The sequence below is a fragment of the Clostridiales bacterium genome (genome assembly GCA_015243575.1).
In the GTDB taxonomy this organism is placed as follows: domain Bacteria; phylum Bacillota; class Clostridia; order Peptostreptococcales; family Anaerovoracaceae; genus Anoxybacterium; species Anoxybacterium hadale.
Window position 1 is genome coordinate 696,019 of record CP042469.1, and the last position, 22,044, is coordinate 718,062.

19 protein-coding genes and 1 pseudogene are annotated in these 22,044 nt (G+C 38.7%); 19 read left to right on the top strand and 1 reads right to left on the bottom strand.

Annotation, left to right across the window (positions count from 1 at the left end; all coding sequences use genetic code 11):
- Positions 1-69: 69 nt before the first annotated feature.
- The gene (locus tag FRZ06_02875) at positions 70-1,995 is read right to left on the bottom strand and encodes an aconitate hydratase (protein QOX62375.1); all 1,926 of its coding nucleotides are present in this window, start codon (positions 1,993-1,995) and stop codon (positions 70-72) included.
- Positions 1,996-2,478: 483 nt separating this feature from the next.
- Here FRZ06_02875 and nrdJ point away from each other — a divergent pair, with 483 nt between their 5' ends.
- From nrdJ to FRZ06_02970, 19 genes and pseudogenes are all read left to right on the top strand, one after another.
- Positions 2,479-4,830, top strand: a complete 2,352-nt coding sequence (nrdJ, locus tag FRZ06_02880; protein ID QOX62376.1) for a ribonucleoside-triphosphate reductase, adenosylcobalamin-dependent — start codon at positions 2,479-2,481, stop codon at positions 4,828-4,830.
- A 542-nt stretch (positions 4,831-5,372) separates the two neighbouring features.
- Positions 5,373-6,266, top strand: a complete 894-nt coding sequence (locus FRZ06_02885) for an MBL fold metallo-hydrolase (GenBank protein QOX62377.1) — start codon at positions 5,373-5,375, stop codon at positions 6,264-6,266.
- 10 nt (positions 6,267-6,276) lie between these two features.
- Positions 6,277-7,368 (top strand): MBL fold metallo-hydrolase, encoded by a 1,092-nt coding sequence (locus tag FRZ06_02890; GenBank protein QOX62378.1) that lies wholly within the window; start codon positions 6,277-6,279, stop codon positions 7,366-7,368.
- An 11-nt stretch (positions 7,369-7,379) separates the two neighbouring features.
- A complete protein-coding gene (locus FRZ06_02895; protein ID QOX62379.1) occupies positions 7,380-8,051 on the top strand; it encodes a hypothetical protein in 672 nt (223 codons plus the stop codon).
- A 171-nt stretch (positions 8,052-8,222) separates the two neighbouring features.
- Positions 8,223-9,254: a hypothetical protein gene (locus FRZ06_02900; protein ID QOX62380.1), complete on the top strand. Its 1,032-nt coding sequence runs from the start codon at positions 8,223-8,225 to the stop codon at positions 9,252-9,254.
- A 113-nt stretch (positions 9,255-9,367) separates the two neighbouring features.
- Complete coding sequence (locus tag FRZ06_02905) at positions 9,368-10,096, top strand: hypothetical protein (GenBank protein ID QOX62381.1); 729 nt, start codon at positions 9,368-9,370, stop codon at positions 10,094-10,096.
- A gap of 363 nt (positions 10,097-10,459) precedes the next feature.
- Positions 10,460-11,344, top strand: coding sequence for a hypothetical protein (locus FRZ06_02910; GenBank protein ID QOX62382.1), 885 nt, complete (start codon positions 10,460-10,462; stop codon positions 11,342-11,344).
- Positions 11,345-11,532: 188 nt separating this feature from the next.
- Positions 11,533-12,111 (top strand): hypothetical protein, encoded by a 579-nt coding sequence (locus tag FRZ06_02915; protein ID QOX62383.1) that lies wholly within the window; start codon positions 11,533-11,535, stop codon positions 12,109-12,111.
- A gap of 316 nt (positions 12,112-12,427) precedes the next feature.
- On the top strand, positions 12,428-12,667 hold the full coding sequence (locus FRZ06_02920) for a hypothetical protein (GenBank protein QOX62384.1): 240 nt from the start codon (positions 12,428-12,430) through the stop codon (positions 12,665-12,667).
- Between the two features lie 188 nt (positions 12,668-12,855).
- Complete coding sequence (locus tag FRZ06_02925) at positions 12,856-13,371, top strand: hypothetical protein (GenBank protein ID QOX62385.1); 516 nt, start codon at positions 12,856-12,858, stop codon at positions 13,369-13,371.
- A gap of 1,213 nt (positions 13,372-14,584) precedes the next feature.
- The gene (locus FRZ06_02930; GenBank protein QOX62386.1) at positions 14,585-15,628 is read left to right on the top strand and encodes a hypothetical protein; all 1,044 of its coding nucleotides are present in this window, start codon (positions 14,585-14,587) and stop codon (positions 15,626-15,628) included.
- 215 nt (positions 15,629-15,843) lie between these two features.
- A complete protein-coding gene (locus FRZ06_02935) occupies positions 15,844-16,383 on the top strand; it encodes a hypothetical protein (protein QOX62387.1) in 540 nt (179 codons plus the stop codon).
- A 186-nt stretch (positions 16,384-16,569) separates the two neighbouring features.
- Complete coding sequence (locus FRZ06_02940) at positions 16,570-17,550, top strand: DUF1963 domain-containing protein (protein ID QOX62388.1); 981 nt, start codon at positions 16,570-16,572, stop codon at positions 17,548-17,550.
- Between the two features lie 125 nt (positions 17,551-17,675).
- Positions 17,676-18,038 carry a hypothetical protein gene (locus tag FRZ06_02945; protein ID QOX62389.1) on the top strand — a complete coding sequence of 121 codons (363 nt, stop codon included), beginning with the start codon at positions 17,676-17,678 and terminating at the stop codon, positions 18,036-18,038.
- Positions 18,039-18,727: 689 nt separating this feature from the next.
- Positions 18,728-19,153: a C_GCAxxG_C_C family protein gene (locus FRZ06_02950; protein QOX62390.1), complete on the top strand. Its 426-nt coding sequence runs from the start codon at positions 18,728-18,730 to the stop codon at positions 19,151-19,153.
- 44 nt (positions 19,154-19,197) lie between these two features.
- Positions 19,198-19,698: a hypothetical protein gene (locus FRZ06_02955; GenBank protein ID QOX62391.1), complete on the top strand. Its 501-nt coding sequence runs from the start codon at positions 19,198-19,200 to the stop codon at positions 19,696-19,698.
- 47 nt (positions 19,699-19,745) lie between these two features.
- A complete protein-coding gene (locus FRZ06_02960) occupies positions 19,746-20,480 on the top strand; it encodes a GNAT family N-acetyltransferase (protein ID QOX62392.1) in 735 nt (244 codons plus the stop codon).
- Positions 20,481-20,607: 127 nt separating this feature from the next.
- Positions 20,608-21,315 carry an SAM-dependent methyltransferase gene (locus FRZ06_02965; GenBank protein QOX62393.1) on the top strand — a complete coding sequence of 236 codons (708 nt, stop codon included), beginning with the start codon at positions 20,608-20,610 and terminating at the stop codon, positions 21,313-21,315.
- Positions 21,316-21,482: 167 nt separating this feature from the next.
- A pseudogene (locus tag FRZ06_02970) lies at positions 21,483-22,009 on the top strand (GNAT family N-acetyltransferase).
- Positions 22,010-22,044: the final 35 nt, after the last annotated feature.

Consider the following 22,044-nt stretch of genomic DNA (forward strand, 5'->3'; position numbering starts at 1 on the left):
TATTTTGGTTTTCAAAAAATCGGGAGGTGAAGGTTGTTATTGCCAAAAGTCAGAAAGATTTGCGTTATTTTATTCGTTATCTTTGATTTGATTGATTCTCCCGCCTGCCAGGATCATCTCGATTTCCTGTTCTGAAAATTTGGAGATGGCTTTGTATTCTTTGCCTGTCTCTGGATTTTTCAGGAGAATGACAGGATTTTTCACCTGTTCTCTAGCGTTTTCAATGACCAGCTTCTGTCCGAGCGCGAAGTCATCGTAATCTGCAGGATCGTCGAAGACAAGTGGCAGAATTCCGCTGTTGATCAGGTTAGAACGGTGAATTCTTGCAAAGGATTTGGCCAGTACGAACTTGATTCCCAGATAAAGGGGAGCCAGGGCAGCGTGCTCACGGCTGGAGCCCTGTCCGTAGTTGTCTCCGCCGATGATGACGCCAGCACCAGCTTCCTTACAGCGTGCGGAAAAGTCCTTGTCGATCTTTTCAAAGCAGTAGTTTGCAAGGAAAGGAATGTTGGAACGGTAGGGCAGTAATCTGGAATCGGAAGGCATGATATCGTCTGTTGTGATATTGTTGCCTGCGTGAAGTACCACGGAGCCGGTTACGATTTCCGGTAATTTTGTATTCTGTGGGAAAGGCTTGATGTTGGGGCCCATCACCACGTCTGTATTGGATTTATCGGTTCCCTTGGGGTAAACGATAAAGTTATCATTGAAGTTGAACATTTCTTCTTTGATTTCAGGCAGTGTCACGCCGGAGACCATTCCGTCGGTGAGAATGCCGGTCACAGCAGAAATGGCAGCGGTTTCAGGGCTGACGAGATAAACGTCTGCATCCAATGTTCCGCTTCTTCCTTTGAAATTACGGTTGAAGGTACGGAGGGATACAGCACCGGATTTTGGTGACTGACCCATACCGATACATGGACCGCATGCATTTTCAATAATTCTCGCTCCTGCATTGATCATGGAAGCAAGGGCTCCGTTTTCCGCCAGCTTGCTGAGGATCTTGCTGGAACCGGGAGAAATGACAAGGCTTACATCAGGATGAACCTGCTTTCCTTTCAGGATTTCAGCGACCTTCATCAGATCCGTATAGGAAGAGTTGGTGCAGCTTCCGATGGCAACCTGATCCACCTTGATGGTACCGATATTTGTGATGGAATCTACATTGTCCGGGCTGTGGGGCTTTGCTGCAAGGGGAACGAGGGAACTCAGATCTACCTTCAAAACCTCGTCGTATTCTGCATCAGCATCGGCAGACAGTGCCACATAATCTTTTTCTCTGCCCTGAGCAGCAAGATATGCCTTTGTGTTTTCATCGCTAGGGAATACGGAAGTCGTAGCACCAAGCTCTGCGCCCATGTTTGTAATGGTTGCACGGTCTGTTACTGACAGTGTCTTTACGCCTTCTCCGGCATATTCAACGATTTTTCCTACACCGCCTTTTACGGTAAGCTGCTGTAGAACATAAAGGATGACATCCTTTGCGGAAACCCAAGGTCTCAGCTTTCCAGTGAGTTCAACCTTCAGCACTTTTGGAACGGTCAGGCTGTACGTTCCCTGTGCCATTGCCAGTGCTACATCAAGGCCGCCTGCTCCGATGGCGATCATCCCTAGGCCGCCGCCTGTCGGTGTATGACTGTCGGAACCCAGAAGCGTCTTGCCGGGAATGCCGTAGTTTTCAAGCTGAAGCTGATGACAGATCCCATTTCCGGGCTTTGAGAAAAGAACGCCGTGACGCTTTGCAACGCTCTTGATAAATTCATGGTCATCCGCATTTTCGAATCCTGTCTGCAATGTATTGTGATCAATATACGCAACAGAAAGCTCTGTTTTGATTTTTTCAACGCCCATGGCTTCCAGCTGAAGATATACCATCGTTCCGGTGGAATCCTGCGTAAGGGTCTGGTCGATTTTCATCGTGATTTCGTTACCTGGAGCCAGCACACCTTCAACGAGATGGTTTTCCAGGATTTTGTAAGCTAATGTCTTTCCCATGATTTCTCCTTTACTAGTTCGAACGGCTTGCAATACGCGAATGTCGCGGTGATCTTCCATCGCGATTTCATTCATTGGCAGCGACCGTTGAACTTATGCTATATAAATATCAATTAGTATTGTATATCTGTATACAATTATACAATTTTATATTAGAAAAGTCAAGGATTGCTGCAGTGAATGTACCGTGAAAAGATTTTGTTTAAAGCAGAGCGGTAAGGTGAATTTTCTTCAATTCCTGTCTCGATTTTTTATCTCCTTCGACAGGAATAGTGATTGAAAAATCAAAACGAATACTATATAATGGTGAATACTCACCCGGAAACAACAACATATTGGGTGTGACGTGCTTGGATTCAGTTGACAACCTTCTAATATAAATTTGATTTGTGGCGGGTAGAGTTCACTGAACCGGGTATCAATACATAACAGCTTTAAAGCCGGGTTAATATACCGGAAGTGAAGACATGCAGGAGGCAAAAAATGAAGACGGTGGTCAAAAGAGACGGCACCCACGTTATCTTTAAGAGTGAAAAAATTAAGACAGCAATCGAAAATGCCATGCTGGAAACAAAAGCGGGGATCGATGCGAAGCTGGCGGGAGAGATAGCGTCTGCCATAGAAAAGCAGGTGGAAAAGACGGAGCGGCTGGTCAATGTGGAGGATTTGCAGGATCTTGTTGAGGATTTTCTCATGGCAAGTGAACGCAAGGATGCCGCAAAGAAATTTATTATATACCGCTATGAACGGGACAAGACCCGGGATGCGAGAAAGCGGAGAGACGGCAGAATCCTTTCTGAGGAATTTGTCAGCAAGTATAAACATACCCCATCTCCCATGAGTCAACTGGGGAGCTTTGTCTATTACCGTACTTATTCCAGATGGATGCAGGAGGAAATGCGCCGGGAATACTGGTGGGAGACCGTCCGCCGTTCTGTTGAATATAACTGCAGTCTCGTGCCGACTTCAAAGGAGGAGGCAGAGAAGCTTTATAAAAATGTATTTGAATTGAAGCAGTTCCTGTCGGGAAGGACCTTTTGGGTAGGGAGCACCGATGTTTCCAAATACTACCCCATGTCCAACTATAACTGTTCTTTCCAGGTAATCGACAGCTTTGCCGCATTCCGGGACATCTTCTATCTGCTGATGGTAGGCTCCGGGGTAGGGGTACGGGTACTGAAATCAGACGTTGCCAAGCTGCCGCCAATTAGGACGGACGTGGAAGTGATCCACGAGTCCTATACACCAATGCTGCGCGGCCTTCGTCAGGACAGTACCGCATTGGAATTTACCCACAATGACACGGTTAAAATTACCATCGGTGACAGCAAAGAGGGTTGGGTTCAGTCCATGGACTACTTCCTCAAGGTGTTCTACAGCACAGAATACCGGAAGATTAATACCGTGATCCTGAACTATGATCACGTCAGATCCAAGGGTGAAAAGCTGAAGACCTTCGGCGGAACCGCAAGCGGGCATACCAGCATGAAAAATATGTTCCTGAAAATCCTCAAGGTCGTAGAAAAAGCGAAACATCGCTCAACGACCAGCAGAATCAGGCTGCAGCCCATCGACTGCCTCGATATCGCCAACATCATCGGAGAAAATGTAGTGGTGGGAGGCGTAAGGCGTACCGCAGAGATCGTGCTCATCGATCAGGATGACAAGGAATGCATTCAAGCAAAGAGTGAGCTATATAAAAAGGTAGACGACAAATGGTCCATCGACACAGAGATTGCCCACCGTCAGATGAGCAATAATTCCATTTATTATACGAGAAAACCAACCCGCCCAGAGCTTCACTGGCATCTGCAGCAGATGCGATATTCCGGGGAGCCGGGCTGGGTCAATGAGGAAGCCGGTTCCAAGAGGCGGCCCAATTTCCAGGGCGTAAATCCCTGCGCGGAAATCCTGCTGGATTCTAAGGGACTTTGCAACCTGACGACGGTAAATGTTATGGCCTTTGTGCATGATGGCGTACTGGATCATGACGGTCTGATGGAGGCACAACGGCTTAGTGCTAGAGCGGGGTACCGCATGACCTGCACGGAACTTGAGATACCGGAGTGGAATGCAGTACAGCAGAGGGATAAGCTCCTTGGCTGCTCACTCACAGGCTGGCAGGATATGGTCAATGCGCTGCAGCTTGATCAGCAAGGCCAGGAAAAGCTTCTTGCAGAGCTAAAAGCTGCGGCTAAGAAGGCTGCGGGTGACTATGCGAGAGAACTGGGACAGCCGGAACCGCTGCTCGTCACTACGATAAAGCCCGAGGGAACCCTGAGTCTGCTGCCGGTTGTATCCAGCGGTGTCCATTATTCTCACGCTCCTTACTATGTGAGAAGAATCCGGATCAGCAGCGATGATCCTCTCACCAAGGTTTGCGAGGAACTGGGATATCCGGTATTCCCGGAAGTAGGTCAGGACCCGGAAACTTGTGTCACCAAGGTGGTGGAATTCCCCGTCAAAGCACCGGGACAGCGATTTAAAGCGGATGTCAGCGCCATCGAGCAGCTTGAAACATATAAGATGTTCATGACCCACTATGTGGAGCACAACTGCTCCATCACCATCCATGTGAGAGATCACGAATGGGATGCGGTAGAACAGTGGGTTTGGGACAACTGGGAGGAGACAGTAGCACTCTCATTCCTGTCCTTTGAGGACAATTTCTATGAGCTTCTGCCTTTCGAGGAGATTTCCGAGGAGGAGTTCAACACCAGAGTTGCTGCCATGAGCCCCTTCGTTCCGTCTCTGATTTCCAAATATGAGAAGGAAGAAACGGAGTACGATATCGGCAACGAAGGCTGTGAAGGAGGCGTTTGCCCCATCAGATAACCGGTAAGCGCGTCCGTGTGATTCGGGGTGATAGTGACAGCGCGATTTGCGATAATGGTTGCAGGATTGTTCAAGACTCCGGTGTGTTCCAATAAAAATTGGACGCGGGCAGCAGAAGCTGCCAAATGCCAAAGTCTTGCATGAGATGTAATAAATAATGACCAGACAGATGTGTAGATCGAAGGCTGGTGTATCAAGGGCGGCAAAGTGATTTGCCGCCTTTGCTATAAAAAATTAGGATTTGCTGTTGAAGTTTGGTGGGGATGGAATTATTATGTAATTAGGGTTTAGGTGGGCGTGATGGAGCATCGGGTTTTGTCTATAATGGGGAATTCGTACAAGGGGGAATTAAATGTTCAATAAAGCATTGCATTATCCTTAGATTGTGATAAATGATGGCTAAAAGCGTCAACTTATATTGAGAGGAAATATCGACCATAGTGCCAGCATCATATGGTAAGCCATTTTATGAAACTGTAACTAGAAGATTCGGAGGAAGAAGCGCTTAATATCTTTGGCGGACATATAAATGATCTACGTTAATGATATCCGACATCCGCTTAACAGAAAAGGAGACAAATATGAGCTTGATAGTTAAATTCTACGATGTGGAACATGGAAGCTGCACCCACGTTATAACTCCAAATGGAAAACACTTATTGTTTGACATCGGTACGAAATCATCGACCAGCATCTGCAGGCATCTGAAGAATAATTATTTTGGGAAAAGCGGTAAACCGGATATGCTCGTTATCACACACCCGCATATTGACCATATTGCAGATTTAGAAAATATGTATACATATGACATCAAGCCTAAATGCCTTTGGCGCGACAAACGAGCATTTCCTCTTACTATCCTTACAAGTGATAGACAGGCACAAATCAGTCTTAAAAACTGCGCTAACAGAATGAGTGAGGAATATTCATCTGCTATCGTAGATTTAGATAACCCTGAAGCGCCCGCAAACAATGGCGGTGTTGGTGTAACGAGGTTTACTCCCATATTGGAAAAATCCGATTATTCTGATGTCAACAATTTTTCTTGCATCAATGTCATTGAATATGGTGGATTCAAGGTTGTCATTACAGGTGATAATCCATCGGCAAAACTTATTGATATGCTCCAGCAGTCTGCTTTTAAGGCCAAAATTGCAGGCGCAACAGTTCTTCTTGCTCCGCATCACGGGCGCGACAGCGATTTTTGTAAAGAGTTTGTGGAGGCTGTTAATCCTTCACTAACAGTATTTTCGGATAAGCCGATACAGCATGAAACACAAGCATATTCCGCCCAAAAGTATTACAACGTAACTAGAGGCGTCACTTGGAATGGCAGTCCTCGTCGAGTGTTTACAACTCGTAACGACGGGACAATTACCTTTACCTTCAGAGATAACAATAGTTGGTCTATTGACATCAGCGCGACCGAATATTAAAGAGGGTGTAATGATGAACTATGAAATTGATTTTATTGGCGTAAACGAAGAAAGTAGTAAAGATGCTGCCGCCACTTGCCTTCGATTTTATTCGCAGGAATTAGGGCGTTATGTAATTATTGTATATGACGGAGGCTTTGCGGTTCATGGAAAAGCGATGGTAAAGCTTATCAAAAAATACTACACTGACGAAAAATTCCCATACATTGATATTGTCATTTGCTCTCACAGTGATGATGACCACGCTTCGGGTCTATCGGAAATATTCGATGCCTGTTTTGTTGGGCATCTGATAGTGAACCGTCCTTGGCTGTACGCGAGCGAGTTATATAAAAAAATAAAGGATAAACGAAAAACTATTGATAGCCTCGAACGTGAACTCAAAGAAACATATTCCGCTATTGCCGAGCTCGAAACAAAGGCGCTGGAGCAAGACACCAAAATTCACGAGGGGTTTCAGGGAAAGGTGCTTAGCTATGTGCCTTTGTGGATACTATCGCCAACAAGAGAGTTCTTCATACAGCAAGTGATTGAATCTTCTAAGACGCCACTGCAAGAAGATGCTTCAATTTCATTTTTCAAAAAGGCGTTTGAAACTATAAGGGATACAATAAAGGATTACTGGAACAAAGATGCAATTCGAGAAGGTGAATCTACAACACCTGAAAACGAAACTTCTATAGTGATTTATGGAGATATGGCAGAAGAAGGGTCATTTCTCTTGACGGGCGACGCCGGCGTTCAGGCATTAACTGAGGCGGCTGATTATGCCGATTTCATGGGAATTAGCCTTAGTAGTGTGAAGTTTTACCAGATTCCTCATCACGGTGGACGGCATAATGTTTCACCAAGCGTTCTAAATCGAATTGTGGGCAGTATTCAACCCAGCGGAACAACACCAAACAAATCAGCATTCGTGTCGGTTGCTAAAAATTCTGACCATCCAAAAAAAATGGTTGTGAACGCTTATATACGACGAGGTGTAAAAGTATTTGAGGCAAGGACTTCTTCAAAATGGCACCACAGAGGTACTCCTGAGAGGGATGCTTATAACACAGCAACGCCGCTTGAATTCAGTGAATATGTAGAAAGTTGGGATTAGAGGGAAAAATAATGGATAACCTTAAAAGTTACCGAGAAAATGAGATTAAGTGGTATGTGTTAGCATATCTGCTTTTGGTCGTTGTCGTATGCTATCCAACCACCACTCAGAGCGTTAACATAGAACTAGCCACAAAAATTGAAACGCTGATTACTTCTACTTTTTTATCCGGTATTGTTTGCTCATTGGCTTTTGTTTTTGACAGCCTCTTTTCAAGCCAACTTAAAGATATTTTGCTATATTTGGGCTTCACAAAAATGCCAGGAGCAACCGTTTTTACCCGAATACAAGAAAATCGCCTTAGAGATTTACGGATAAATATAGACGGCGCACAATCCCGTTATAAAGAGATAATCGAAAGTATGCCGTCATCAAAAGAAAAACAACGATACGAAAATTCGAAATGGTATTCCTTATATTCAGCGCACAAAGAGGATGTGCGGGTATTATCTGTCCACCGTGATTTTTTGCTCTGCCGCGACTTGTATACAACCACAGTTTCTTTGACTGTTTTGACGCTAATTATGATGGCGATATCTTTATTGCCTTTCAGCTGGATTATTTTGGGGTATCTGCTGATAATGCTCGTTGTGACAAATATTGCGGCGCATAATAAGGCGAGCCGATTTGTAAACACCGTGATTGCTGTAGACTTAGCTTCGGCACCTAAATTGGAAAATTAAAATGACCACTGGATAATGCTTATAAGTATTATCCCTTTTTAGTAGATGTATAGTGTGTCTATAATACGAAGCTCAGGCAGGCGAGGATTTTGTAAGAATGTATAATGAAAAGTTTACGTCTTATAATAAATGAGCTTTTACGATATTGAATTTAAGGGAGATAATTTTTAAATGTTTAAGATACTTGTAGATACTTGTGTCTGGCTTGATCTAGCAAAGGATTACCAGCAAAGAGCTATTTTAACTACACTTGAAGAATTAATACATCAAGGTGATATAGAACTTATCCTGCCGCGTGTTGTGGTTGACGAATTCAATAGAAATAAAGCACGTATTATCGAAGAGAGCAGCCGCAGCTTGTCAGGTACATTGAAAAGAGTTAAAGAAGTTATCGAGAAATTTGGTGATCCGCAAAAAATAGATACAGTATTATTGGAGCTAAATGATGTTGATCATCGCCTCCCGATTTTAGGTGAGGAGGCTGTAGATACAATAGGTCGGATCGAGCAATTATTTGCGTGCTCATCTATTATAGATATTTCTGATGCTGTTAAGCTTCGTGCTGCGCAACGTGCAATTGATAAACGTGCACCTTTTCATAGACAGCGAAATGGAATCGATGATGCAATCTTGATTGAGGTTTATAGGGATGCAGTTGGTGAACAAAAAACAGGTAGAGCCCGATTTGCTTTTATCACATATAACACTAAGGATTTTAGTCATCCGAATGCAAGTAACAAGCTGCCACATCCGGATATTCAAGATTGTTTTTCAAAGGTGAAGTCGCATTATTGTATAACTTTACGTGAGATGTTACAACGCATCATTCCTAAGGAGTTTAATGATTTTTTAGAAGAACTTGAATGGGTTGAAGAACCGAGGAGGTTATCAGAAATCGTAGATGCTATCGACGAGTTTGCTACGAAAGTCTGGTATAATCGTCATCAGATAATGCTAGAAAAATTAGAGGAAGGAATTATTAAGATTGTAGATAAAGAAACCTTTCCGATTATTGACCATGAAACTCGTCCGATTCAACGAGATATTTTGGAAGGAGCACTCAGGGCGGCAAATGAAGTGGAAAAAAGGTTTGGAATTGAAAATCTAGGCCCTTGGGATGATTTTGAGTGGGGAATGATAAATGGGAAACTCTCAGCATTGCGATGGATCCTTGGCGATGAATGGGATATGCTCGATACTTAAAGATATACAAATAGCACTTAATGTGTATCAAGTCAAGTTTGTTAACGCTAATCTTAATTTGTAACAGTTGGTGTATATGGCATTACAAAGTATATTAATACGAGAGGGAAAAAATGTTTATTAAATACGGGGAAGAACTTCATTTACTAAAACTAATGACAGAAGGGCTGATATATTTTAATCCATGCGAGTATTTTCGTAATTTAGAAATAAAACAGATGGAAAGAGGAATTGGAGATTGCAATGATGGTGGCATTTTAGCTTCTGGAGAAGTAACTTTACAAACAAGTGATGGTAAAGTTTATAAGAATAAAAATCAGAGTGTCGCATTTATTGCTGAACCTTGTTTAAAGACGCCAGTGTTTTGTATCAAGAGAGCTAAAAGTGATAATATTACCGTTGAGGAGCGGCATAATTTAGCGGAACAATTTCCAAAGCATACGCATGCATTAATAATTGAAAATGAAGTAAATTTCCTTGAGAATATTAGATATTGCTTTAGGAGTAAAGCATTTTGTCACGATATATTTTATCAAAATGAGTTATTTACAGATTTTACTGAGTACCTATTTAACGCTATATCCGAGACGTATTTCTATGAACCTAAGAAAAAAGCGAGATATTATGCAACGTTTACTTCATTTCTAAATAGTGGAGAAGTTAAACGACTCCGAATAGATGATTCGAATTATTTTAAGACAATGTTCCGTAAGAACCTATTTTTTAAGGAACAAAGCGAATTTCGCATAGTGCTTCCTTATAAAAAACAAGAAGCAGGTGAATTATATCAGATTAAGCCCGTATCAGCAAGGCTATGTAGAATTGATGAACTGGTACATTAATAATTTAATAACTACGCATCTTCAATAGAGAATTATTTGAGGTCATGCATGAAAAAATAGCTTATGATTCATTTGTAAACTGTCTAACTTTGGCTAATTTCATGAGAAGTTGTTGCTAAGGAGTATTTTATGACCATAATGCACCCAGTAAGACTTGTAGAAAAGTAGTATTTACGTTTCCAATAAAGTCAATGCCATCATAGTTAAGATGTCGGATTCTGAACGGCGCATTATAGCAATAAATAAAAGGTCAAACCCTCTAGATCTGCAAGCGGGATCTGACTTCTTAGTCTTAACTATGTAGTGAAAATAATAATAGGAATGATTTTTTAAATAAATCTACAAACAGATACGGAGGATTATATGGGAACCTGGGGAGTTGGTATTAAAGCAAATGATGATTTCATGGATTTCTATGATGATATAATTGAGCAATTTAACGATGGGAAACCTTTTGATGAAATAACTAAAGCTATGTTACATAAATATGAATCTGAATATAAAGAAGAAATAGACCAATTGCATAACTTATTTTTTGCGCTAGCATATTCGGGTTGGGAATGCGGATATCGAGATGCGATAATCTTTGAAAAAGTTAAAAATATTATTGAGGATGGCACAAATATAGAAGTATGGAGAGAATTAGGTGCAAGCAGCTCTACATTAACAAAAAGGGAGAAAGCTCTATCAGATTTTTTAAAAAGGATTGAAGTAAAAAAGAAGAATCCCAAAAAGGCAAAGATTATTAAGTTTAAACCAGCAATTTTTGATAAAGGTACTGTATTAGTTATTAATTTAGATAACGGTACATACTCTGGAGCGATCGTTTTAGAAAGTGAAAATGAAGATAAAGAATATGGATCAAATCTGATTTTAGAAGCTTTCATAAACAAAAAAACCAAACCAACAATACAAGAAATTTTAAAGGCAAAGGTATATGATTATTCATGGTATTCTAGTCATGGCTACAAAAAATATAGTTCTAGATTTGAAATAATTGGAAATTTAAATGTAGAACAGAATTATAGTTGTTGTAGAGGAACTGGTTCAACTTATTCGTCCTGGATAAACCTTGTTTCTAATCTTCAAGATAATTACTACCGCTATAAAGAGAATAATAGATTTAAAAAAGTAAAGAAGTTTCTAAACCTAAAATCAATTGAAATTGAAAAAATACAGAGGGAAAGAGTTATTAATGAGATGAAAGCTTTATTAAAACAAAAAAGTAATTCTTCTAAAACTACTTAAAATTTTAATTTACCAATCTATTTAAAATTAACTTCTCAGTTCAGCTGCGTATTATAGCAAAAATTGATTATCTGCAGAGAGCTGCAAACTTCGCAGTTTCCATAAACTCAAGAGTGGAGATCTGCCGGCTTAATTTTCACTGTGTGATGAAACCTCATAGGTAATATGATGTGAAGGAGACTAAAGATTTGAGCGCTGATAAAATAAATCTAGTAGAAGAGATAATATCAAGGATAAAACCGATTATTGCAACATGGGAAGATGATGATATATATGCAATGTCTTTATTTGTTAATGACTATAATGACAATCCATGCCGACCAACTTTTACACTAGGTTATAACACGGAGTGCCAATATAAAAAAGCTATTTCAAGAGCAAGTAGTCCTTTGGAAGCAAGGTGGAATTATGCATTTTGGTTGCAGAACGATAAATTAGTTTTTGGAATCAATGAAACCGCTGAAATAGTAAAACAATGGATTTTATCAAAGCAGCTACCCTTCTTTACATATGAAGAAATGTTTGAAACCGATGAATGTAATGATGTCGATGATGAACAACTTTATAGAATCACACAAGAATTCGTAGATGTTTTGGTTGATGTAGTAAAAGAATTGCATGGAAGTGGTTTTATGATAAGTAATTTCAAGAATGAAATCCCTGTGATTATTCATGAATTAGAATATTATGAAGATATTGCTGAACAAAATATCAAAGCAAATACTCGTCAGCTCGTAAAGGATTTTATTGATTTTATAAACGAGTAAATATAATGAACTGCGCATTATAGCAATACTTTAAGGTTAGTTTAAGAAGCCGGATTTACTCCCCATTATTTTCATTACCGTTGGATATTTTTTATAGAAATCAGACACTGCAGCCTATGGAATCTGTTCTGCAGTTAGTTAAAATATTTGAAGTAGGAGCGTTCGGTCTTGTGATGACCGTGGGCAGCATCTGGAAAATCATAGTGGGGATGAAAGAATATCATTCGCCAAATTGAAATCCGGGGACTACAGGCTTAATCTTCATTAATTCTCGATCTAATCATATGATGTTGAATAAAAAAGGATGATAAGTCATGTGGCAGAAACTTTAGATCATGAAAAGATCAAAGACACTGAAAAACCAAATAGAAAGATTAGAGAGATTTTGGGCGCCATCGTTTTATCCGCCGCCCTAATTTTCGATACGGTCTTTCACGAGCAGGATTCTGATACCGTGTTTGATGCAGGTGGCAAGGCAGCCATTATCGTGCTTATGCTTACATTCTTTGTAATCTATTATATCCAGATAGAGAAGAATGACTATGAGCAAAAATGAAGAACTACAAAATTATCTTACGACTTAATTAAAGATAAGACCATCAAATTTCAGCTGCGAATTATAGCAAAAATAATGAATTTGCAGAGATCCGCGATGTGCGTGTTATCCATAAACCCTGGATAATGGATATGGGATTAATCTTCATTATGTAGTGAAAAAGCCTTAGTTTTTTAGAGGGAACAAATATGAAAAAAAGAAAAGAAATTTCTAGAAGACAGTTTACACGCGCTACTCTAGCTTTAATATTATTTACTTGTTCTTTTGCGTTAGTTTTGGAGGTTTTTAATTTTTTAAATGAGAAAAACCTTAGTGAATTCCTGATCTCGATTGTTGTTATTCTATTAGCTGTAGCATTTTTTATTATAATTGTTATTACTGCAAATAGAAAAGATACAAATGGTAATGAGAAACCTTTGGGAGTAATTTATAAGAGCTCTTTAAGCCCCAAAGAATTGTTCATATTACTTTTTCACAAAAAAGATTGTCCATATTGCGGATTGAAGCTTAAGCGTAAAAAAGGGATTACTAAAATGAACGAAGGTATTGAGAAAATTAGCCATACGTATTTATATGGTGATGTCTATAACAAGAAAATCTTTTTTAGATGTGAAGATTGTAATAAGAATTTCGATATTAATGAATTAGAACTAAGATGGGTAGTAAGTAAACAAAAGAAATTTGATAAGAGGGTTTCTAAATAGATTCTCTCTTCATATTTAAAAACTTATGAATTCAGTTTCGAACTGCGTATTGTAGCAATTACAGGCAACTGGGATCTGCGGTGTAATTTTCATTAAGTTGTAAATATTGTATTGATTTGTTATTAACTGTTTAAGATTGGATTCAGAGAATATATAAGGGGTTATTATGAATAAAGAAATGCCGAAATGGAAAGAAAAATCTACATATGAAAAAGGATTAATAGTTCTTAGTCTGACTCTTTCGTTTTTTGTTATCCTATTTGCTGCTATATATCTTACCGGAGGTGGCAAGATGCAATTAAAATAACAGAACCTTTATTAGGATTAGTGATGCTCCTTCAAGCGTTGCAATTCTGGGAATATAATAGACTTGTTTCGATACTTAGCTTTATTGCCTCGCTTTTAATTTTAGTTGTTTTAATGGTTGTTTTCTTCTTCAGATAAGTATGGAAAAAATTCTGGAAAAGTATAAGCTAAAAGATTGGTGAAGTCATAGTGAAAGGTTTTAAATTTGAATTTAGGGATATGGGGTTCAACACGGAGGTAATGTGGATAGAATAATCAATTTCAAGCTTTCAGAAGTAATTTGCTTTTTATATGTGCTGTTAATTGTTTCATCGGTGTTTCAATATACAGGATTGATACTAGTCTGGCTTTCAATCCTTATATTCCCATATCTAATGATCAATTTTAAGTATGTATTGAGCCAAAAGTATGCGATACGAATCTCGAATCTCCTGATAATTGTCCTGATTGCATTTCAAATAGCTGAAAGCTTCATCAATATTATTCAGCTTTTTAATTCGGACTTTATTACATATTCAATAACCACTTTAAAATCTATATTTATTACTCTTAAAGGCGTTAGCTTTCTAACAATCCACGTTCAATTTATTAGAGAAAAACGAGATAAGAAATTAAGCCTACTTAAAGTCAACTTAATTTTACTTGGTGTTTTCAATATTGCATTAGGAGTGACCACTCAGATTTCTATCTTCTCGTATATAGTGGAGCTGGGAGTAACACCTAATATTTTACTGATAGTATTTTTCGTCTCACAGTTGTTATATATCGTGCTTTTGATATTGTTTGGAATTCTTTTCAGGAATAATGGGATTTCGGATCGGGCTGCTTAATCTTCATTATGATGTGAAATTAACCAGTTATGAACGCTAAATGGCATGGATGAGAAACTTGAAGATAAAGGAGTATTATGAAAAAGATTTTGGCAGCCTTGTTGATATTCATTTTTATAATTAGTTTGGGGGCTTGTAATCGTTCAAATGAAGATAATAATACTAAAATAGAAGAAAAAAACGGCAATATAGAGGTTGCAATGGGAAGCGGAGGTGACGTTTTGGCATGGCCACTTGCTTATAACATTAAGGAAATACTTGGAGAGCATCTCTTTATGGCCGACGGCATCCCTGAGACTATGGCAGTATATAAAAATAAATATGTGACAGATGGGGCCGGGGTACCTTTAGCACCTTTGACTGAGAATGATATGCTAGAACTTGGAAATTCTGTTGCTGATCGCTTAGGTGAGAATATTATAGAAGTAGAAAATGGCCATAACAATAATTATTTGCGTATTAATTGTGAGGGAATAGAAATTTATGTTAGTGGCAACGGAAATGTAAGTGTGGAATTCAATAAGTCTTTTAAATTGCCAATGGAAATTGACGGCTGTAGGGAGTCGTATATCACAGCTTCCAATTATGTTTCGGAAGAACTAAAACCGCTTTTGGAGTTGTGCGGAATTGAAAATCCTACGCCACTTATAAGTCATGATTATACTTTTAATGGTAAACGAAGTTACAACTGTAACTTGGTAGATGCTGATGATAGTTTCAGTTCTGTTGGTTTGTACTTTGAGAATGGTTTTCTCTATAGCATTACTTGGGATAGTTACAAGTGGTCTTCGGGTGAAGTTGTGGGTAAATATCCTACGATTTCCTATAATGAAGCAAAAGAATTACTTCTTGAGGGACAGTATTATAGCATTGTGCCACTGGAAGAACCAATTAACGAAAGCGACATTGTGGGAGCAGTAATCGGGTACAAGACACAATGTTATGATGAAGTTTTTATGCCGTTTTATGCTTTTTATGTAGATGTAACAGACCGAAGTGAGGTGGCTATGCCAAGTGAGACTATTGAGCTTGGACTTAAGAATTATGCAACCTACATAGTTCCTACAATTGAGGCAGAATATTTAAAGGATTTTCCTGAGATAGTGGTGCATTTCAATTAAAATGAGCATCCTCCTTAATCTGATTTCACAAACAAATTAAAAATAGGACGCCAAATTCCTGCTGCGCATTATAGCAAAAATTAAGTGTTTATAGAGAGCTGCAGGCTTCGCAGTATCCATAAATCTGGATGCGGATCTGCCGGCTTAATTTTAATAAGTAGTGAAACTGATTGAACAATATGGCATTGATATCGTAATGCAAAGGAGATTTTTTAATGAAAACACAAACAAAAAACATAGTAATCGTCGTTTTAATATTAATTATTCTTAGCGGTGGATATTGGTTTTGGAAGACTTGCTCGGACTATAAACACAAGGTAAATGATGTCTTGGAATACAGTGCCTATTCAAATCTCAACATAACACAACAACAATTAATAAATTTAAGAGACGGAATTAAAACATATGAGGGTCAACAGATAAGCAGCGAAGAGTTTTATAATATCATTCATGGGCCATGCAGAGACTATTTTCTTTACGGGGATTACACAAGAGAATTCCGATACTTGAACAATAAATTAAGCTATCTTGATTACTCTGCCTTAAACACCTATATAATGCTCTTAAATGACAAAATTCCACCGGAATCTATTGATTATCATAAAGAGAACCTAATGAAAATTATCAAGCTGTGGGCACCACTTAACTTTTACGCGATGGACAGTTATTTAGAACCTAATGAAGAACTGAAGAAATTGATTGAAGAAACAAATACTCTTGCAAATGAAGGCATAGAACGAATTGAGGATAAGTAGTAAATCAGTTACCTTAACTTACTAATTAAAGCGACAGGTCTGAGCTTCGTATTATAGCAATAACTGGAATGTCAGCCCAGTGTAGAACATTAACAAATCTGAGGAAGAGGATCTGCCCGCTTAATCTTCATAATGTGATGAAACCTCATTGGGAATTTTGTATAATTAGGTAATCGATTTAATTTATTGTATATGGGGGTGAGCACATTAGTCGTGAATAAGTATTTAAGAGTACTGACGATTATTTTAAGCCTAATAATGCTTTCTGGATGTGTTCAAAATTCAAAAGGGATTAACGCTAATAGGGAGGATAACATGAATTTTGAAAGTTTACTCGAACCGATGCAAAAATCTAGCATAAGAATTGCCTATGAATTAAACACTGACAAGGGGTGTCCTGTTGGAAGTTCTAAAATAGGTGGTAAACCAGATTTGCCAGCTGATTTTGAGTGGTTTTATTATAAAGGCGAATCCTATGACGGCATAATTGAAAGACGCCCACTCAGTTTTCTTGCTCATATAAATTGCGAAGAAGCTAACAAATTTGATAAAGACAATTTATTGCCTTCAAAAGGTATGATTTATTTTTTTTACGAGCTTGCTTCAACGACTTGGGGCTTTGACCCGAATGATAAGGGTAGTTCAAGGGTTTATTATTATCCGGGGAACATATCAGAACTAAAAAGTACAGACTTTCCTTCGGATTTAATAGAAGAATATAAATTACCAGAGATGTCTATTGTGTTTTCTTCAAAGAATGAACTTCCTGATTTTGAGGAATTTATTGAGTGGCATAATGAGTTCGGATATGATAAATGGGATGCATATGATGAAGCAAGGAACAAGATTATTCCGGAATCCGATGAAGTTAGTATCAATAAGCTTCTTGGTTACGCTAATCTAATTCAGGGAGGTATGTTGTTAAGCTGTGAAGAAACTTCAAATGGTGTTTATACGGGAACAACCACAGAGATTCCTGTAGACAAATTGCAACAGTATAAGGAAAACTGCACAAAATGGCAATTACTATTTCAACTTGAATCAATTGAAGCCGAGAATTATGAAATGCTCTGGGGAGATGTTGGGAGAATTTATTTTTACATAATGGCAGAGGATTTATTGAAGTTAAATTTTGATAATTGTTGGCTCATCCTCCAATGCACTTAAATAAGCACGAAATTCAGCTGCGCATTATAGCAAAAATAATGAATTCGTAGAGAACTGTGGGTGTCACGGGATCCATAATACCAAAAGGACAATAACGGGTTATTATTGCAGAAAGGAAATCAATTATGAACAAAATAATAATTAAAAATATTAAATTTACTTCATTCATGAAGTTATTTTTCGTGTTTTCAATGTGCCTCGGTATTCTTATAGGTATTTTAGGATTCATAGCTGGGATATTTAACGGGCCTGTTTATGTAAATATTGGGGCAAATGTATATACAGGTTTTGTAGGGGGGCTTCTAGGCTTAATAGTTTTCCCTCTATTAAGCGTTATATTTGGAACGATTTTAGGATTATTAACATTCTATCCTTTTAAATTGTTTCTGAAAATGAAAAAACGCTTGCCACTTTATATTGAAGTTGAAAATTATGAAATTCAGAATGAAGAGATATCCAATTTTTCTTGCAAAAGTGAACAGAATTAACCTAATCATTCACGCGTTGCTAATGCAACGCTATTACCTTTATAGATTCAACCTCAGGATAAGGCTAAAAATAAACAGAAATTAGAAAGGACTAAGAAAATGAAATATTATGTATTAGAGGGCACGTTTAGAAAAGATCTCCCTGAAAAAACTGATCTGCAAAATGCGATTGACGCACATCTTGATTACAGAGTTTAAACTGCATATTTGCCAGGATTACCTCAAAATTTGGTTTGATTAGTGAGATAAATCATTTAATGGTGAAGAATGCTGGTTTACTCAGGAGGCTCGGCATTTGGGCTTCTATTGGTTTTATATTGAGGTATTGTTATGAAGGCAATTCTTGAAAAATTGGAACAAACTAATATTATAAAAGAACTTGTCAGTGAAACGATTCTGTCTATATATTCCCAATTATTATCCCAAAGGTGCTGTAAAGATGGAACAAGAGCTTTTTACGTGCTATGATGAAATAGTGGTAGCAGCTTCTTTTCCAGCTCAGTCAATGTATCGTAAATGAGGGTATCAGGAGACCAGCTATCATAAAATACTTACTGATAATGGTGACTATCTCTGCTATCATATTATGAAACTTCAAAAAGGCAAGGTTCTATTATGAGCGTAGTTATGCTAAAGCTGGCTAAAGTGATCATAAATCTTTATACTCAAGAAAAACAAGGAGAATTAAAATGCTGCAAGATAGGGTAGAACGGGCTCTCAGCCTTCATAAAAAAGGATATAACTGCGCGCAATGTGTAGTGTGTGTGTATAGTGATGTAATCGGGCTTGATGAAAAGACTTTGTTCCGGGTTGCCGAGGGCTTTGGCGCAGGCATGGGAGATTTTCAGGGAACCTGCGGCGCTTTGACGGGTGCTTTTATGCTGACCGGATTGACAACGGATGGGGCTGGCATCGACGGTCCTAAAACAAAGCAAGTAACTTATCGTAAAGTCAAGGAGCTATCCAAGGCTTTTAAGGATATCAATGGCTCTGTCCTCTGCAGCGAGTTAAAGGGCATGACAGGCGGTTCGGTATTGCGGAGCTGTGATGGATGTATAGAGGATGCCGTACGAATTGCAGGCAAGATGCTTGTTGATGAGGGTTATCTCGATTAACCTATATGTTGATGAGAATAACTCATACCTTAGAGGACAACAACATGAAAAAAAATATTCTAATACTTTTGTCGCTAGTTCCTGTAGTTACGGGCTACATATTGAATCTTACATTATTGATACCGGGATTGGGGTTGTTGCTTTACTATCTCATCCCATGCGTTACTCTGTTCTTTTGGTTTTATCTGGGAAGTAAATATTCCAAAATCGCTTGGAATATTATCCAAGCAACAATAATTGGCAACGGTATAGGACTAATTAGCCTGATCGCATACTTTTGGCAATTTTGGGGCTGCAATGATGACAACAGAAATATGCTCATTGCAGGGGTATCCCAGTATTTCGTTGCAAACACGAATTTACTGACGGCGAAATTTGCGATTATATTCGAATCCCAGGCAAACTCGATTTCACTAATATCAGTAACGTCAATGCAGCTATTTGGATTGTTTCTTATGGTTATTATCTTTATGAGCGGTTACGTTTTTGGCAAAGTGAGAGGTAAAACAAAGCCATCCTTAAGAGACAGTGATTATAAATTATAATGAAAATGCTTTTTTGATTACTTAGATTGGACGAAAGGGCTCGCTTGATGATGGTAGATCTACTAAAAATTGCTCCATTCTTTTCGGAATGGAAGGAAACGTTAATCTGGTCATGCTTGCAGGGATGCATGGGGTATGCCATTGCAGATCATAATGAAAATCCAACTGCAGCTCAGATAGTGGTTGGAGATTTTTGCTTCTATGCGGGAATGCCTAACGCTGACCTTGTGAAACAGGCTGCAGCGCCGATTATTGTCCCCCGAAATCTAGAATGGTGCGAATTGATTGAATTTATTTGGGGAGACCGTGTAGAAAAAGTCCTGCGATATGCAATTAAAAAGGAACCGGATGTTTTTGACGCTGAAAAACTAGCTGAATATGCAACTTTGGTGGATGAAAAGTATACTCTTAAATTGATTGACCAGGAAATCTACGACTACATAATCCAGGAGGATTGGTCAAAAGATCTCTGTTCACAATTTGCAGACTATCATGATTATCGGAAAAGAGGTATCGGCGTTGCTGTGATCCATCAGGGAAAGCCAGTTTCCGGTGCTTCCTCCTATACGGTTTATAACGGCGGAATCGAGATCGAAGTTGATACAAAACCGGAATTCAGGCGAAAGGGACTTGCAGCAGCCTGCAGCGCAAGACTGATTTTAGAGTGCTTACAGCGCGAATTCTATCCGAGTTGGGATGCACACGATTTACATTCTGTTGCATTAGCAGAAAAATTAGGGTATCACATGGATGCTCCATATACTGTCTACATTAAAAGGTAGTGTAACTCATCCGGATGCTGCGGCTAAAGGTCAGAATGGTAAGGGATATTATAATTTCGTTATCGTAATATTGAAATAAATAATACCCGCCCTTGTCAAAGGAGGGTAAGAAAGCAAGGACAATATTGTGGAGAATAGAGAGAACTGTTTGATTTGCGGCAGGCCCTTAATATACAAGCAGATTGCCGAAGAAAAAAGATGTGAACTATGTAACGGCACATTCCAATCCTATGTGGTATGTGAAAATGGACACTATGTATGTGATCAATGTCACGGTAAAGATGTTAATGATTTGATTGGATCTTTTTGCACCACGTCATCAGCAACAAGCCCCCTCGATATTCTAGAGCATTTAATGGATTTCAAGCCGGTGGCTATGCATGGACCTGAGCATCATGTTTTGGTCGCTTGTACATTGTTAACTGCTTATAAGAATTGTGGGGGAAAGATAAATCTTGAGGAGAGTATCAAGGAAGCGATTGAACGTGGGAAAAATGTTCCGGGCGGAATTTGCGGATATTGGGGAAATTGTGGTGCTGCAGTTGGCTCCGGAATCTTTATGAGTATTGTCACTGGTTCTACACCGCTAAATGAAAAGGTTTGGGCTTTACCAAACAGGATGACATCAAAATCATTAAGTGCCATTGCGGATTGTGGAGGGCCAAGATGTTGTAAACGAAATTCGATATTAGCTGTGATGACCGCGATAGATTTTACTAAAGAGGCTTTAGGAATTTCAATGGATACAGAATCACAGATCATCTGCAAATACCATCATCGAAATAAGGAATGTATCAAAGAGAGATGCCCATTTTATAAGCAGAACCAACGTTAGGCTATGTTTCAAGCGAGAGAATTAAACCAGAGACCTTTGATATTGAAGAGTGGTTAGTCATCGTCTGCAGGTTTCGCCTTCAATATGTGATGAACGGAACGTTCATTCAGGAAATAGGAACAAAGCCAATTAGCTTCGTTTTAGGAATATTTATAAGAGGGAATATTATGAAATCAGGTGAAAAAGAACACATTATTGAGTTCAAGTATATTACTGGTGCATATATGATTGAAGAAATTAAACAGCTTTTTTTAGAGTATGCCCAGTCATTAGAAATAGACCTTGCTTTTCAAAATTTTGAGAGGGAATTTAAGACATTACCAGGACAATATGGATTACCCGATGGGGCTTTAGTATTAGCATTGGTTGATGGTAAAAGAGCAGGATGTATTGCTCTGCGTAAGATTTCTGATAGCATATGTGAAATGAAAAGGCTATATGTTCTCGACGAATATAGAGGGTTAGGGATTGGTAAAAAGCTTATTTTATTGATCATTGAAGAAGCCAGAAAGTTAAACTACAGTTATATGAGGCTCGATACCCTTCCAACTATGAAAAAGCACAAGAAATGTATCTATCGTTTGGATTTTATGATATTGAACAGTATGTATATAATCCAATTGAAGGGGCAAGATTCTTGGAATTGCGTTTGAAACTTGACATCAGTAAACGACCGATAGCTAGTTTTAATTAAGAACCCAGGAAACATAAGGAGCTCCTCAGGGATTA

Excerpts from the sequence above, each read along its gene's own strand:
- FRZ06_02945 (QOX62389.1), top strand. The coding sequence starts at position 17,676 with ATGAACAAAATAATAATTAAAAATATTAAATTTACTTCATTCATGAAG.
- FRZ06_02935 (QOX62387.1), top strand. The coding sequence starts at position 15,844 with ATGAAAACACAAACAAAAAACATAGTAATCGTCGTTTTAATATTAATT.
- FRZ06_02950 (QOX62390.1), top strand. The coding sequence starts at position 18,728 with ATGCTGCAAGATAGGGTAGAACGGGCTCTCAGCCTTCATAAAAAAGGA.
- nrdJ (QOX62376.1), top strand. The coding sequence starts at position 2,479 with ATGAAGACGGTGGTCAAAAGAGACGGCACCCACGTTATCTTTAAGAGT.
- FRZ06_02875 (QOX62375.1), bottom strand. The coding sequence starts at position 1,995 with ATGGGAAAGACATTAGCTTACAAAATCCTGGAAAACCATCTCGTTGAA.
- FRZ06_02890 (QOX62378.1), top strand. The coding sequence starts at position 6,277 with ATGATGAACTATGAAATTGATTTTATTGGCGTAAACGAAGAAAGTAGT.
- FRZ06_02925 (QOX62385.1), top strand. The coding sequence starts at position 12,856 with ATGAAAAAAAGAAAAGAAATTTCTAGAAGACAGTTTACACGCGCTACT.
- FRZ06_02895 (QOX62379.1), top strand. The coding sequence starts at position 7,380 with ATGGATAACCTTAAAAGTTACCGAGAAAATGAGATTAAGTGGTATGTG.
- FRZ06_02960 (QOX62392.1), top strand. The coding sequence starts at position 19,746 with ATGATGGTAGATCTACTAAAAATTGCTCCATTCTTTTCGGAATGGAAG.
- FRZ06_02900 (QOX62380.1), top strand. The coding sequence starts at position 8,223 with ATGTTTAAGATACTTGTAGATACTTGTGTCTGGCTTGATCTAGCAAAG.
- FRZ06_02930 (QOX62386.1), top strand. The coding sequence starts at position 14,585 with ATGAAAAAGATTTTGGCAGCCTTGTTGATATTCATTTTTATAATTAGT.
- FRZ06_02905 (QOX62381.1), top strand. The coding sequence starts at position 9,368 with ATGTTTATTAAATACGGGGAAGAACTTCATTTACTAAAACTAATGACA.
- FRZ06_02955 (QOX62391.1), top strand. The coding sequence starts at position 19,198 with ATGAAAAAAAATATTCTAATACTTTTGTCGCTAGTTCCTGTAGTTACG.
- FRZ06_02885 (QOX62377.1), top strand. The coding sequence starts at position 5,373 with ATGATATCCGACATCCGCTTAACAGAAAAGGAGACAAATATGAGCTTG.
- FRZ06_02910 (QOX62382.1), top strand. The coding sequence starts at position 10,460 with ATGGGAACCTGGGGAGTTGGTATTAAAGCAAATGATGATTTCATGGAT.